Below are 13,300 nucleotides of genomic sequence, written 5' to 3' on the forward strand. Positions count from 1 at the left end.
CGGTGTGGATGGGCGGCGCAGTGCAGCGCCAGCCTGCGTGGCTCATGCCCCAGCTGATGCGTTACTTCAGCTTATTCAACAGCGCCTGGTGGACGTTAGCTGGCAGGAAATGAGAAACGTCGCCCTGGTGACGCGCCACTTCCTTCACCAGTGAGGAAGAGATAAACGACCACTCTTTGCACGGCATCAGGAACACGCTCTCCAGCGTTGGCATCAGGTGGCGGTTCATGTGGGCCAGCTGCATCTCATACTCGAAATCCGCCACCGCCCGCAGGCCGCGAATTAAAATATTGGCCTGCTGCGCGCGGGCGAAACTGGCCATCAGGTCGCTAAAGCCGATAACCTCCACGTTAACCAGATGCGCTGTTGCCTGAGTGGCCAGCGCGATACGCTCGTCGAGGGTAAACATCGGCTTTTTGCTCGGGCTCGCGGCGATAGCCAGCACCACTTTATCGAACATGCTCGCCGCGCGGGTGACAATGTCGATATGACCGTTGGTGATGGGATCAAAGGTACCCGGATAGATCGCTTTTGTGCTCATGATTACCCTTTCTCCGAGTAGCCGTGGCTCAGCGCCCACAGCTCGGTATATTTCGTAAACGTATACTGCGCGTTGACCATCGCCAGTAACCAGCCCTGCTTACCGTCCAGCACCCCACCGCGCAGCAGCAGCGTTTTCAGGAACGCGCCCAGGGTATGGCTGAAAATCCCCGCCATCGAGGTCTTCTTGCCCTTGCGGTGGCGCTCAAGCGCCCACGCTGCAGCATACGCCAGCTGTTTTTGCTGGAAGCCAGCGAAGTCGCGGCAGGTCAGATGCAGGAGATCGCCGGTTAGCGGAATGACCTCAGCGCCCAGGCTATCCAGCGATTCATGGACCAGATTATCGTTATAGCGGTAACGGGCGCGTTCGTACAGGCGCAGCACGCGATCGGGATACCAACCGCTGTGGCGCATAAAGCGTCCGAGAAAGTAGTTGCGACGAGCGATGCTGTAGATAGCGCCGCGCTGCGGCGCTGCCAGCACCTTAAGAATAGCCTGCCTGAGTTCTGGCGTGACGCGCTCATCGGTATCGATCATCAACACCCAGTCGCCGGTGGCATAGTCCTGCGCGCGCTGGCGCTGAATACCATAGCCTCGCCAGTCGGTATGGGTATAGACCTGGGCGCCGAGGCGGCGGGCCAGCTCGACGGTGTTGTCGGTACTGCCAGAGTCGAGGACGATGATTTCATCTGCCCAGCTAACGGAGTCCAGACAATCCGGCAGCAGGTCCGCTGCATCTTTGGCGATCATCACCACGGAAAGCCGGTTCGACATTAATGACTCCGTTGCGGCATGTAAGGTTGCAGTAACTTGAGCAGACGCGACAGCGCGCCCTGGTTCTGGTGCAGCACTTCCACCGCGTGACGGCCATACCACAGGCGGTAGTCTTCATCGGTCAGGAGCGTGGACACTTCCCTGACCAGCGAGTCGGCGTCGGTGACCGTGATCAGGCCATCATCCTGCTGCAGCTTGGCGCAGATATCTTTGAAGTTGAAGGTATGCGGCCCCATCAGCACCGGAATGGCGTGCGCCGCCGGCTCGAGCGGGTTATGGCCGCCGCGCTCCACCAGGCTGCCGCCGACAAAAGCGAGGTCGGCAATGCCGTAGAGCAGCATCAGTTCGCCCATGGTATCGCCAATGACCACCTGGGTACTGGAGGAGGGGATCTCGCCGGTGCTGCGCAGAGTGAAGCTCATTCCGGCTTTTTGCACCATGTCGCGGGCGTCAGGGAAGCGCTCCGGATGGCGGGGAACGAGGATCAGCAGCAGGTTCGGAAAGGTCTCCAGCAGCTTTTTATGCGCCTGGAGGATAATTTGCTCTTCGCCATCGTGGGTGCTGGTGGCAATCCAGACTTTGCGGTGCGGCGCCCATTGCCGACGCAGCGTCACCGCGCGGGCCGCCAGCTCTGGCGTAACGGAGATATCGAATTTCAGGCTGCCGGTGACCGCCAGCTGATTGCGCTTCAGTCCCAGCGCGAGGAAGCGGTTGCCATCTTCTTCATTCTGTGCGGCGATAAGCGTAATACGGCTCAACAGGCGGCGCATAAAGCCGCCCAGTTTGGCATAGCCTTTGGCGGAACGTTCGGACAGGCGGGCGTTGGCAATCACCAGCGGGATCTTACGCTTATGCAGCGCGGCCACCATGTTCGGCCACAGCTCGGTCTCCATGACGATCACCAGCTTCGGCTGAACGGTGTCCAGGAAGCGGTTCATAGCGCCGGGCAGATCGTAGGGCAGATAGACGTGATGGACATCTTTGCCGAAGGCCGACATGGCGCGCTCGGAGCCGGTCGGCGTCATGGTGGTGACGGTGATCGGCAGAGAAGGGTAGCGGTGGCGCAGGGCGCGAACCAGCGGAATGGCGGCTAAGGTCTCGCCGACGGAAACGGAGTGCAGCAGAATGCCATCCGGCTCTACCTTGTTCTGACAGAAGCCATAGCGTTCCGCCCAGCGTTTACGGTAGGCAGGAGCCTTACGACTGCGCAGCAGCAGCCGCAGCCACACCAGCGGCTGAATAAGGTAAAGTAGGGTGGTATAAAGCAATTCCAAACTATTTATCCGTTCTCTGTTTTGGCGGGCAAATTCTAAGCATTTAGCCCGCGTAAAGCTATCTCTTTGGCGGAAACAGCGGGTTTTTGGTCTATACCGCGTGGCGATAACGCTTAATACGCAGATAACGGCGTCCCAGGCGCCAGCGTAAACGGAAAGTACAGGCGTTTTTCCAGATTAACCGCCAGATACCGCGGTCGAAGAATTCTTTAATAATAACATGCTTTTTCGACTCATCTTTCATGCTGTCGAAGGTGTGGATGATCCCCAGGCCTTCTTTGGCGATCTGCCAGCGACAGGCGGCGATATGGCGCACTTTATCCGGGTAGCGCTGGTTGATCGCCTCCAGCATCTCCAGAATCTTCATATAGTGGCGCGCCGAACGCATCAGCGTGTCGTCGTTGTCCGGCTTATGCGACACCGACTCAGAGTGGATGTAGTAATCATAGAACTGCTGGCTGGTGTACTGCACGCGCTCCGCGGCCAGCAGCGCCTCTGTCGTCCACGGGATATCCTGATGGCGCAGGCCGGGCTCGAAATGGAAGTGGTGCTGGCGGATAAAGTCGTGGCGATAGATGTTGAGCCAGGTGACGTGCAGAAACTTCCGTGAGTCCAGGGCCTGCTTGAGCCAGACATGACCCGGCAGCACGCCGGTCGAGGGCAGGCGATCCAGCGGGAAGATCGGGTGGCTCTCGCGGCGCTTTTCATACACGTAGGTGCCGTTGCAGGTCGCGATATCGAGATGTTCTTTCTCGGCCATCTCCAGCAGCGTGCGATACATGCCCGGATAGAGTTTGTCGTCGATATCCGGAAACGCCAGATATTTGCCGCTGGCGGCGGCGAGGCCGGTATTGCGCGCGACCGAGACGCCCTGGTTTTCCTGCTCCAGTACCTGGACGTTCTGCAGCCGATCCCGCCATTCGGCGATCACCGCCAGGCTGTTGTCCGTCGAACCATCGTTCACCAGGATCAGTTCATAGCTTTCCAGCTGCTGCTGTTCAAGGCACTCAAAGAACTGCGCAAGAAATTTCTCACCGTTGTAGACGGCAGCCACGATGCTCAATAAAGGCGTTTGACTCATAAATCTTCGATCCTGGTTAACTAACGGCGTCAGGTGCGCTGCAGCTGACGGTACTGCTGACAAATGGACACGACGCTGAATTTTTCCAGCGCGACGTCGTCGATAGTCGGCGGGTTATGGTAAATGCTTTGCATCGTCTGAGCCAGCGCCGGACTGGTCAGATCCGCCAGACCGCGGGCAAGTTCGCCGGTGAGGATCTCGGTGACGCCGCCGGGGCAGCGGGTGCTGGCAACCGGCGTATGCAACAGCAGCGCTTCCACCACCACATTGCCGAATCCTTCGCTATCGGAGCTTAAAACCAGCATCCGTGCGCCTTTGATCCACGGTAAGGGGTTTTTCTGAAAACCCTTGAACCATACCCGATCGTCAACCTGCAGCGTTTTGGCCAGCTGGCGCAGGCGCTGCTCTTGCTCCGGTTTTCCCTGGCCTAACAGCACCAGCGGCGCGTCAATGCCGCTTTGCGCATAGGCTTCGAGCAGGCGGTCGTGGCGTTTGCCCGGATGGAAGCGGCCGACGTGAATCAGATAGTCACCGGCCGGTCGCTCACTGTCGGCTTCCGCCTCGGCGCGCAGAGTGGCGATATCGAAGGGGTTGTAGATAGTTTTCAGCTGTGCCGGACGCAGGGCGAAGGCTTCCACCAGATCGCGTCCCACGGCGTCGGAAACCGCCACCACGTTGCGACCCTGGTAAATTCGCTTAATTTTCTGCTGCTTCATCCAGCGGTCAAAGCCGGTGCGGTGCCCGAGATAGGAGGCAGAGAATACGCCGTGCAGGCAGAACCAGACGTTACGCTCGCGCAGCGCCCGGCTGCGGGCGACGATGCGGTCGGTTTTGTGCAGGTTGGAAAGCACGAGGTCAAATTGCCCCTGCTGTTCGGCCCGGATGACCGCGGCGTCCAGCTGGCGGGCGCGGCGGGACAGCTCGGTCAGCTTGCGCCACGGTTTACGGCAGCGATCGGCAACTACCTGGTAGTCGAGCCCCTCGGGCAATGGGTACTCGCAGACATCGCGCAGCGAAATGAGCGACACCCGATCGCCGTCGCGCAGGAACTGTGCTGCCAGGGTCAGGACCACTTTTTCCGCGCCGCCGCCGGGTAAACCGTCAATCACAAATAAGATGCGCATCGTTATTTCACCAGATCCTGATAAAGAGAAAGCAGCTGGGTTGAGAGTCGCTCGCTGGTGCAGGCCATGATGCGCTTGCGGGCGTGACCGCCTTGCGCAGAGCCCAGCGCGCGCGGCGGCAGAGCCATCACCGCCTGCTGCAGCGCCGGGATATCCAGGGCGTCGCAGACGTAACCGTTGTGGCCGTCGACGATAAACTCCGCCCCGCCGCAGCCGGTGGTGGTGATCACCGGCAGACCGCAGGCCATCGCTTCGAGAATGACGTTGGGGAACGGATCGTAGAGGGTGGGCAGCAGCAGACCATCGGCCATCTGATAGAAGGGCAGCGTCTCCGACTGCATGCCGAAGAAGCGCACCCGCGCTTCGCAGCCGAGACTCTTCGCCAGCGCCTGATAGCGCGGCTGATCCTTATCTTTGCCAACCACCAGCAGATAGCGATTGGTGGGGGCGATGGCGCGGATTGCCGCCGCCAGTCCCTTGCGCTCAAAGCCGGAGCCGACGTAGATCAGGCAGGTTGCCTGCAGCGGTAGCTGCCATTTGGCGCGTAAGGCGGCAAAGGTCTCTTCGTCCGGCGGCAGGAAGCGCTGGTTATCAATGGCGTTGTAAATAACGTGGATCTTCTCCGCCGGCAGGCCAAAGTCTTCGATGATCTCGCGCTTGATCATCTCGGCGTTGCAGATCACCCCGCGCAGGTGTGAGTCTTCATACATCTCGCGCTCCGCCTGCATGACGTAGCGGTGGTAACGGTCGGCGAACAGCAGGCGGCTTTTCCAGGCCGGTAAAATGCGCGAGCGCTGCTGCAGCCAGCGGCGATGAACGCCATCGCCAGCGCGGTAGAGATCGCAGCCGGGAATACGTTCATGGCTCTGCACCAGGTCAAAAGACTCACGCTGCCAGAGCGCGCGCGCGGCGTTGGCAAAGCCGCGCTCGCGGCTGATGCGCCCCCATTTACGTGGGTTACAGATATGGATCTGCCAGTCCGGTTTCACCGGCCCCTGCCATTCGCGGGTGATGACGTTCAGCTGCAGATGACTGCTGTCGAGGGCTTCCAGCGCGCGGGAGACAAACCGTTCTGCGCCGCCGTCCGGGCGGTACTTCTGCCGCACCAGAGCCAGCCTGAATTTACTCATGCCAGTACCTTTTTCGCCGCCGCGATCACGGCGTCGGTAGGAATTAAATCGAGATAACGTTCTTCGGTGTTGGTGTTGATGTCATCCGGGTCGGGTAGCGGACCGAAGTCGCCGGCCCAGATCACCTCGCCTTTCGCCTGCCACGGACGCCAGAAAGTTAGCTTCGAGGGGCCGAACAGGGCGACCAGCGGAGTGCCGAGCGCCGCAGCCATATGCATCGGCACCGAGTCGACGCCGATAAACAGGCGGGCGTGATCGATCACCGCCGCCAGCTGGCGCAGCGTTAACTGGCCGGCTAAAGAGTGCAGACGCGCCTGCGGGCAACCGGCGATGATGGTGTCCACCATCTTCTTCTCTCGATCGTCGGGGCCGGAGGTGAGCACCACCGCGTACCCCTCGGCAGACAGCACGTTGATCAGCGCACTCATACGATCTTCGCGCCAGCATTTAAAGAACCAGCGCGACGTTGGCTGGATGACGATGTAGTTTTCCCGGAACTCCTCCGGCAGCAGGGCGTGGCTGGTGGCCCAGTCTGCTTCGCTGTAGCCCATCCGCGCCGGCGCGTCGTTCAACGGGAGACCGAGCGGAGCGAGAATAGAGAGATTCTGCTGTACCGTATGCAGCTGGTTGTGCTGTTGGGTGGAGGCCAGCGCGGTGTGGCAATAGCGCCAGACCGGGTGGCGGCGCTTCGGAAAATCAAAACCAATCCGCGTCGCGGCGCCGGTCAGTTTGCTGATAATCGCGCTCGGCCACTGGTCAGCAAGGTTAAGCACCATGTCGTATCGCTGCTGACGCAGCGTCTGAATGAGCTGCCATTGCATCTTCAACTGATGCCTTTTTCCCTGCTTTTTCCAGCGGCGATCGAGACCATAAATATGATGGATATCGGGGTTGGCGGCGAGCATATCCCGGGTCTCTTCATACAGCAGCACATCCACGCTGGCGGCGGGATACTGCTGTTTCAGCGCGTGAATAAGCGGCGTGATCAGCAGCATGTCGCCATGATGGCGCAGCTTAATGACCAGGATCCGCGCCGGGTTCAACGGGCCGCGGGAGAGGGTTTCAGGCGTCATACTCTGTTCTTCATCCAGGATAAGGGTTCCGATTCTAGGGGATCAGACAGATTGAGAGAAGCGTTGTATTGCTCTACCATGACCCGATACGTATGGCCTGAGGACGTTTTCGTGCACAATCCCGCATTTCTCATCACGATTGATACAGAGGGCGATAACCTCTGGAAAAAACATGACAGCATCACCACCGAGAATGCGCGTTATCTCCCGCGTTTTCAGCAGCTTTGCGAAAAGTATGGCTTTAAACCGGTCTATTTGACCAACTATGAAATGGCCATCGACCCCTTTTATATCGAATTCGCCAGAGACGTGATTGCCCGCGGCACCGCGGAAGTCGGCATGCATCTGCATGCGTGGAACAGCCCGCCGACCGAGCCGCTGACCGCCGATGACTGGCGGCATAAGCCTTATCTCATTGAATACAGCGATGCCATGATGCGTGAGAAGGTCGACTATATGACGCATCTGCTGGAGGATACTTTCCAGACTAAAATGGTCAGCCATCGCGCCGGGCGCTGGGCCTTTGACGAGCGCTATGCGCGTCTGCTGGTGGAGCACGGTTATCAGGTGGATTGCTCGGTGACCCCGCGGGTGAACTGGAAGACCGCCAAGGGAGCGCCGCAGGGCGATGGCGGGACCGATTATCGCCGCTTCCCGCAGCATGCCTATTTTCTCGATGAAAATGATATCAGCCGCGAAGGCCACTCTCCGCTGCTGGAAGTGCCGATGAGCATTCAGTACAAGCACTCAGCGTGGATGAACAGCGTGAAGCAGGGCTACGATCGCCTGCGGGGTAAAGTGCGTTCCCCCTCCGTACACTGGCTGCGTCCGATGGGCGGCAACGTGGAGACGATGAAAAAAGTCGTCGAACAAACGTTGACGCAGGGCAATGACTACGTGGAATATATGCTCCACTCTTCAGAGTATATGCCCGGCGGCAGCCCCACGTTCCAGAATGAACGGGATATTGAGCGTTTATACGCTGACCTTGAAGCCTTTTTTAGCTGGCTGGCGCCGCAGGTGAAGGGCATGACGTTGGCAGAATATTACCAGCGGAAAATCACACAGCGCTAACACAGCTCAAGGTACCGTATGCGTATCCTTAAACAATTAACGCGGAAAAAGAATGCTTTTTTCCGCGGCATTAAATTTAATTTAATTAACTATCGATACAGAAATAAGCCGGCGCGTAAAGCCTTCGACCCAGCGGCTGTCCGCCGCGTACTGCTATTGCGCCTGGACGATAAAGTCGGGGATATGGTGGTCACGACCGGCTGCGCCAGAATACTGGCCGAACGGGGATATCAGGTTTCGGTGTTAACCGGACCAATATGCTGCGAAATATTAGCAGGCTCAGAATTCATTCAGCAAGTATATTTATATCGGCCGCGCATGTCCTTAAATACGTTGCGGGCGGTAGGTTTTGATGCAGTTATCGATTTTGATGACGTCACCAGCTATGAACGCTTTAAATTACTCGCCGATTTACGGGCGGCCAGCGTGATTGGTTTTAATAAAGATCAATATAAACTTTACGATCATTCGATCGCTTTTTTTGACAGCAACAGCCATATTTCCCAGCGCTATAAACAGGTGGTGAAACTGTTTGGCATCGTTGACGACCACCCGTATCACTATCATCTCCCCGGCTGCCGCCATGAGCGGGAGAAAGTGGCTCGCTTGCTTTCCCAGGCCGGAGAGGTCGAACTGCGTATCGCCATTAACCCTTTTACCGCGTCTGAGGATAAAGACTTCTGTCGTCACCAGGTGGCGACCCTGGTCGAGCGGTTACGCGCCCTACCTTACCGGGTCTGTATCGTGATGGTGGGGCGTAGTGAGAAAATCCGCCAGCTGGGGCTGGATATGGCGCTGTATATCGCCGACAGTACCATCAACTCCGCCGTCGAAGTGATCCGCAGCTGTGATTTAGTCATTACGCCAGACACCTCGATCGTGCATATCGCCCGGGCCTTCGATAAACCGATGGTGGCGGTCTATAACAAGCGCAAACTCAAGGATACCGGGCTGCCCGGCTATCACATCTGGGCGCCGGGCTATGACAAGGCGAAACAGATCGTCTGTGAAGAAGCGAATGTCGCCGATGTGGCGATTGAGTCAGTGTGGCCCGTGATTAAAGAGCAGGCCGACCGGCTGGTCGCCGCCCGCAGTTGATTTAAAAGTGAATATAAAAAAGGGCCGCTGACGGCCCTTTTTGTTAGCGTTTTTCCGCCAGCCCTTTGCTGAGCGCGATGCCCAGCGGCAGCCAGAACAGCACCCAGGTTTCCCGGGGGTTGCTGATGATAAACATCCCCTGCGAGGCCATAAACACCAGCGCGTAAAACAGGATCGCCAGACTGTAGCGGCTGTCGGTGCGGCGCTTGCGCCACGCCTGCCATAGCCCACAGGCAATGACCGCCAGCAGCAGCAGTAACCCCACGATGCCGCCTTTCAGCAGGGCACCCATATACACGCTGTGGGTGGTAGTGATGTGCTCGCCGCTGTAGTTGATGAAATCCAGTTCATAGCTGAAGCCGCGCCCCAGCCACGGCTGGCTGGCCATCTCCGACAGCGTATGATGCCAGATGCTCAGGCGCAGCCCGCTTTGGGTGCCAAGCTCTTCGAAACGGGCGAGCAGCATGTCGCCCACCGGCGTCATGACCAAAAGCAGCGCTACCAGCACAGCCAGCGCCGCGGCGATCAGCAGGTTGCGGCGGGTGAAGACGTGCAGGTGCAACGTGCAGCCGACCGCCAGCACCAGGGCGATGATCGGCCCACGGCTTTGGGTGAGCAGCAGCATCACCAGCATGATGACCACCGGCAGATAGAGCCAGTGGCTGGCTTTTTCTTTCAGTAGCATGCCGCAGATTAAAATGCCGATGCCGCAGTAACCGGCAAGATCGATAACGTTCGTTGGCCCGGGGTTCTCGGGGGAGACCGCTCGTGCAGTGAGGACCAGCGTGTGGTCGATAATCAGCGTCCACAGGGAGAGCACGGTGATCCCGCCAACCACCGCCAGCATGGCCAGGCGGCGGGTTCGTTCGTCGCTGAGCAGCATCGTCATCAGCAACAGATACCCCGTCAGATACACGCCGTGGGTGATCGGCGAGTCAATATGCTGTGGCGTATGTCCCCACAGGTTACTGAGGGCGTAATAGATAAAGAAAGCTGCCAGCAGCGTCCAGGTCTGCCACTGCTCGCGTAACAACCCGGCCAGCGCCTGGCGGTTTTCCTGGCGTACCAGCGACAGCAATAGCAGCAGGATCGATAAATGCAGCAGATTATTGGTCCGGGTGGACATGCAAAAAATCGCGCTGAAAAATAAAAACAAAGGAAAGACAATCGAGTAACCCTGTCTGGCGAAGTTACTCACTTTTAAAGTACTCATTAAACGCAACCTTTTCGAAGATAGTATCCGGCACAGCGCTTTCTGGGGAAAAATTAATCACCCGAATCTGACGTTGCTGCAGTACCTGCGCGGCATGCGCAAAGGATGGCATGACGAGGGTATCCACTTTTGTTGCCAGGTAAGAAGGCAATTTTTCTTGTTGTGTTTCGTAGAATCGCGGCTGGTTAAAGTTGGTCATATCCAGGCCGCTCACCAGGATAGTATTGAAGCCCAGCCAGGCGAGAATTTGCAGCGCCCAGTAGACCACCGTGCCGGCATCAAAGATGCCCTGGCGAATATCGGTGCTAAAACAGATATCCGGGCGCTGAGGATGAAAGCACATCGCCGCATTCTGCTGGTAAGTGCGCTTTATCGCTTCGCTGGCGACTTTCGGCTGGTAAATCTTATAGCAACCGTCCTCAATCAACGCCAAACGGCAGCGTAGTGCGTCCCCATAGCGATCGAGGATTTTGGCGATCCCGTGCATGGTGGTGAACAGCAGAATCTCCGGCTGGCTGACAATGGCGCGGATAATATCAGGCTTCTTATCGAAAAATTCCATGTCGACGATGGTATAGAGCGAAAAGTGTAGCCGGTCGGCAAGATGCCAGGCGCCATTGACGCCCATCACCGGGATCGTTTTCGACAACAGGGAAAAATCGATATTGCGGGTTGAGGGGCCGGTGGCGGTCAGCAGGACTTCGCCCTGCATGCTGTTTTTCAGCGCGCTCAGGCTGACCAGCGGCACCGTTTTCCCTTTATAGCGTAACGCGCTGATTTCGCCGCTTGGCGCGCGCGTAATACGGGTAAAAGGCCACAGATTTTCATTGTGGCGATAAGCGCGAGGGCGCGTATAGCGGTAGATCTGTTTAAACAGGGATCCCATCAGAGCAGCCCCTGATTTTGCAGGAGAAGATGAACCCGGCTGGCCGGAATATCGCTGGTGCTGGTGCTGTTTTCCGGCCTGACGATATGCTGGTTTTTACCGTATCCGCCAATCAGCCCCGGATCGGTCGGGCCGTAGAGCGTGAAGTTCGGTTTATCCAGCGCGGCGGTCAAATGACTCAGTCCGGTATCGACCGAGACGACAGCCCGGGCGCTGGCCAGAACCTGCGCCACCTGCTCAAGGCTCATGCGCGGCAGCACTTCAACATACTCCCGGCCTTCCGCCAGTCGTTTTGCCCGCGCCTCTTCGTGCGGGGCGCCCCACGGCAGCTTAATGCGGACGCCGCTGTCGGCCAGCAGATCGAGAAGCTCCTGCCAGCGGGTTTCCGGCCAGTGCTTATCATCGCGGGTGGTGGCGTGCAGAAACACCAGATAGGGCGCGGCAGCGCTAGCCTCGTGCTGCAGGAAATGGCGCGCAATGGCGTAATCCCCCTGAGTCTGGGGTTTCGCGTAGCCAAGGCTTTTGGCGAACAGCTCACGGGTACGCTCCACTGCGTGCTGCTGTTTCGCGATATGGTGGCGGCGGTTGTAAAACAGGCTCGCCAGCGGCTCGCGGGCCGTTTGCCAGTCCATACCGTGCTTGACGCCGTGCGCCAGGCGAGTAACCAGCGCGGCGCTTTTCACCAGCCCCTGGGCGTCGATGATGGCGTCATACTTTACCGCCTGAACGGCCTCGCGGAAGGCTTGACGCTCCGCTTTAATCGGCGCGGAAAACCAGGCTTTACGCCAGCGGCGAATCGCCACCGGGATCACCCGCTCGACGCTTTCATGCCAGGAGGGGATCTGCGCGAAACCCTCTTCAACCACCCAGTCGAAGCGAATGCCGGGGATGGCCTGCGCAGCGTCGGTTAGCGCGGGCAGCGTGTGTAGCACGTCGCCCATGGACGAGGTTTTTACGATCAATACCCGCATCCGTTACGCTTCCTCGTGCTCGGTTTTTTCCGCTAACAGTTCGTTCAGCTCTTGCAGGACGCGTTCTGGGGTGATGTCGATCAGGCTCTGATGATAGCCTTCCGCGGCATCGCCTTTGCGCACCTTGTGGTAGCCGCTAATCAGGCGGATAACCCGCGCTTTATGCGACAGCGGCGGGGTGAAGTCCGGGCTGCTCGGGCCATACAGCGCCACCAGCGGGCGGTCCAGCGCGGCGGCGACGTGCATCAGCCCCGAATCGTTAGTCACTACAGCTTTACAGGCGGCGATCAGAATGACCGCCTGCTCCAGCTGGGTTTCACCCGCCAGATTACGACACCAGGCCTGCTGCTCGCTGCTGAGGGCGGCGATGATCTCTTTGCCGGCCTCGTTATCTTTCGCCGAGCCGAATAACGCAATCTGATAGCCATCGTCGATAAGCTTTTTCGCCAGCGCGGCGTAGTGATAGTGCGGCCAGCGTTTGGCCGGACCGAATTCCGCGCCGGGGCAGAAGCCGATGATCGGCCGCTCGTTTGAGAGATTAAAGGCGTTGCAGGCCTGTGATTTTTCGCCATCGTTGACCTGCAGCTGCGGCCACAGCAGCGGCTGCGGCAGATCTTTGGCGCAGCGCATCACGCCGTTGTCGTAGGCCAGCGCCACGTAGCGTTCCACCATCAGCGGCCAGGCGTCTTTGTCCAGCACCCGGGCGTCGTTGAGCAGACCGTAGCGCATCTCGCCGCGCCAGCCGGTGCGCAGCGGGATGTTGGCAAAGAAGGGGACTAATGCCGATTTAAACGAGTTCGGCAGCACGTAAGCGCGATCGTAGCGACGCTCGCGCAGGCTGTGGCCGAGCTTGCGGCGTTCGCCGATAGCCAGCGCGCCGTGGCCCAGCGGCATCGGGATCGCTTCATTCACTTCCGGCATGCGCGATAGCAACGGACGGCACCAGGCTGGCGCCATCACGTCGATAATCGCCTGGGGATAGCGCGCCCTGAGCGTACGATAAAGACTTTGCGACATCATCATGTCGCCCACCCAAGACGGGCCTACCACCAGAATTTTCAT

Annotated in this window: 13 protein-coding genes; 2 read left to right on the forward strand and 11 right to left on the reverse strand. The window is 58.6% G+C overall.

From position 1 onward, the window contains the following. Positions 1-61: 61 nt before the first annotated feature. The 7 genes from coaD to rfaQ form a co-directional block, all read right to left on the reverse strand. Positions 62-541 (reverse strand): pantetheine-phosphate adenylyltransferase, encoded by a 480-nt coding sequence (coaD, locus tag HMPREF3142_RS10295; RefSeq protein ID WP_008806836.1) that lies wholly within the window; start codon positions 539-541, stop codon positions 62-64. A 2-nt stretch (positions 542-543) separates the two neighbouring features. Further along, positions 544-1,314: a glycosyltransferase family 2 protein gene (locus HMPREF3142_RS10300; RefSeq protein ID WP_008806837.1), complete on the reverse strand. Its 771-nt coding sequence runs from the start codon at positions 1,312-1,314 to the stop codon at positions 544-546. Next, complete coding sequence (gene waaA / locus HMPREF3142_RS10305; RefSeq protein WP_070612051.1) at positions 1,314-2,588, reverse strand: lipid IV(A) 3-deoxy-D-manno-octulosonic acid transferase; 1,275 nt, start codon at positions 2,586-2,588, stop codon at positions 1,314-1,316. Before waaA ends, HMPREF3142_RS10300 begins: the two co-directional genes overlap by 1 nt. Before the next feature lie 91 nt (positions 2,589-2,679). Beyond that, a complete protein-coding gene (locus HMPREF3142_RS10310; RefSeq protein WP_008806839.1) occupies positions 2,680-3,669 on the reverse strand; it encodes a glycosyltransferase in 990 nt (329 codons plus the stop codon). A gap of 29 nt (positions 3,670-3,698) precedes the next feature. Further along, on the reverse strand, positions 3,699-4,793 hold the full coding sequence (locus HMPREF3142_RS10315; protein ID WP_070612052.1) for a glycosyltransferase: 1,095 nt from the start codon (positions 4,791-4,793) through the stop codon (positions 3,699-3,701). A 2-nt stretch (positions 4,794-4,795) separates the two neighbouring features. Next, complete coding sequence (locus HMPREF3142_RS10320) at positions 4,796-5,923, reverse strand: glycosyltransferase family 4 protein (protein WP_070612053.1); 1,128 nt, start codon at positions 5,921-5,923, stop codon at positions 4,796-4,798. After that, on the reverse strand, positions 5,920-6,996 hold the full coding sequence (gene rfaQ, locus HMPREF3142_RS10325; protein WP_023340828.1) for a putative lipopolysaccharide heptosyltransferase III: 1,077 nt from the start codon (positions 6,994-6,996) through the stop codon (positions 5,920-5,922). Before rfaQ ends, HMPREF3142_RS10320 begins: the two co-directional genes overlap by 4 nt. 111 nt (positions 6,997-7,107) lie before the next feature. On the opposite strand from rfaQ, the gene HMPREF3142_RS10330 reads away from it, so the two are divergent. Continuing rightward, positions 7,108-8,070, forward strand: a complete 963-nt coding sequence (locus HMPREF3142_RS10330) for a polysaccharide deacetylase family protein (protein WP_070612054.1) — start codon at positions 7,108-7,110, stop codon at positions 8,068-8,070. An 18-nt stretch (positions 8,071-8,088) separates the two neighbouring features. After that, positions 8,089-9,168, forward strand: a complete 1,080-nt coding sequence (locus tag HMPREF3142_RS10335) for a glycosyltransferase family 9 protein (protein WP_008806844.1) — start codon at positions 8,089-8,091, stop codon at positions 9,166-9,168. 43 nt (positions 9,169-9,211) lie between these two features. On the opposite strand, the gene HMPREF3142_RS10340 is transcribed toward HMPREF3142_RS10335, so the two are convergent. The 4 genes from HMPREF3142_RS10340 to rfaF are packed head-to-tail and all read right to left on the reverse strand — an operon-like array spanning position 9,212 to position 13,300. Then, a complete protein-coding gene (locus HMPREF3142_RS10340; protein ID WP_048268317.1) occupies positions 9,212-10,381 on the reverse strand; it encodes an O-antigen ligase family protein in 1,170 nt (389 codons plus the stop codon). Continuing rightward, entirely contained in the window at positions 10,359-11,267 is a 909-nt protein-coding gene (locus HMPREF3142_RS10345; RefSeq protein ID WP_012540313.1) for a sugar glycosyltransferase, read from the reverse strand. The genes HMPREF3142_RS10340 and HMPREF3142_RS10345 overlap by 23 nt, the downstream gene beginning before the upstream one ends. Then, entirely contained in the window at positions 11,267-12,238 is a 972-nt protein-coding gene (gene rfaC, locus HMPREF3142_RS10350) for a lipopolysaccharide heptosyltransferase RfaC (RefSeq protein WP_008806847.1), read from the reverse strand. The genes HMPREF3142_RS10345 and rfaC overlap by 1 nt, the downstream gene beginning before the upstream one ends. A gap of 3 nt (positions 12,239-12,241) precedes the next feature. After that, complete coding sequence (gene rfaF, locus HMPREF3142_RS10355; RefSeq protein WP_008806848.1) at positions 12,242-13,300, reverse strand: ADP-heptose--LPS heptosyltransferase RfaF; 1,059 nt, start codon at positions 13,298-13,300, stop codon at positions 12,242-12,244.

The sequence above is a fragment of the Klebsiella sp. HMSC16C06 genome (assembly GCF_001808325.1).
GTDB classification, from domain to species: Bacteria; Pseudomonadota; Gammaproteobacteria; order Enterobacterales; family Enterobacteriaceae; genus Klebsiella; species Klebsiella variicola.

Coding starts and splice junctions, on each gene's coding strand:
- coaD (WP_008806836.1), bottom strand. CDS start 541: ATGAGCACAAAAGCGATCTATCCGGGTACCTTTGATCCCATCACCAAC.
- HMPREF3142_RS10300 (WP_008806837.1), bottom strand. CDS start 1,314: ATGTCGAACCGGCTTTCCGTGGTGATGATCGCCAAAGATGCAGCGGAC.
- HMPREF3142_RS10310 (WP_008806839.1), bottom strand. CDS start 3,669: ATGAGTCAAACGCCTTTATTGAGCATCGTGGCTGCCGTCTACAACGGT.
- HMPREF3142_RS10315 (WP_070612052.1), bottom strand. CDS start 4,793: ATGCGCATCTTATTTGTGATTGACGGTTTACCCGGCGGCGGCGCGGAA.
- HMPREF3142_RS10320 (WP_070612053.1), bottom strand. CDS start 5,923: ATGAGTAAATTCAGGCTGGCTCTGGTGCGGCAGAAGTACCGCCCGGAC.
- rfaQ (WP_023340828.1), bottom strand. CDS start 6,996: ATGACGCCTGAAACCCTCTCCCGCGGCCCGTTGAACCCGGCGCGGATC.
- HMPREF3142_RS10335 (WP_008806844.1), top strand. CDS start 8,089: ATGCGTATCCTTAAACAATTAACGCGGAAAAAGAATGCTTTTTTCCGC.
- HMPREF3142_RS10340 (WP_048268317.1), bottom strand. CDS start 10,381: ATGAGTACTTTAAAAGTGAGTAACTTCGCCAGACAGGGTTACTCGATT.
- HMPREF3142_RS10345 (WP_012540313.1), bottom strand. CDS start 11,267: ATGGGATCCCTGTTTAAACAGATCTACCGCTATACGCGCCCTCGCGCT.
- rfaC (WP_008806847.1), bottom strand. CDS start 12,238: ATGCGGGTATTGATCGTAAAAACCTCGTCCATGGGCGACGTGCTACAC.
- rfaF (WP_008806848.1), bottom strand. CDS start 13,300: ATGAAAATTCTGGTGGTAGGCCCGTCTTGGGTGGGCGACATGATGATG.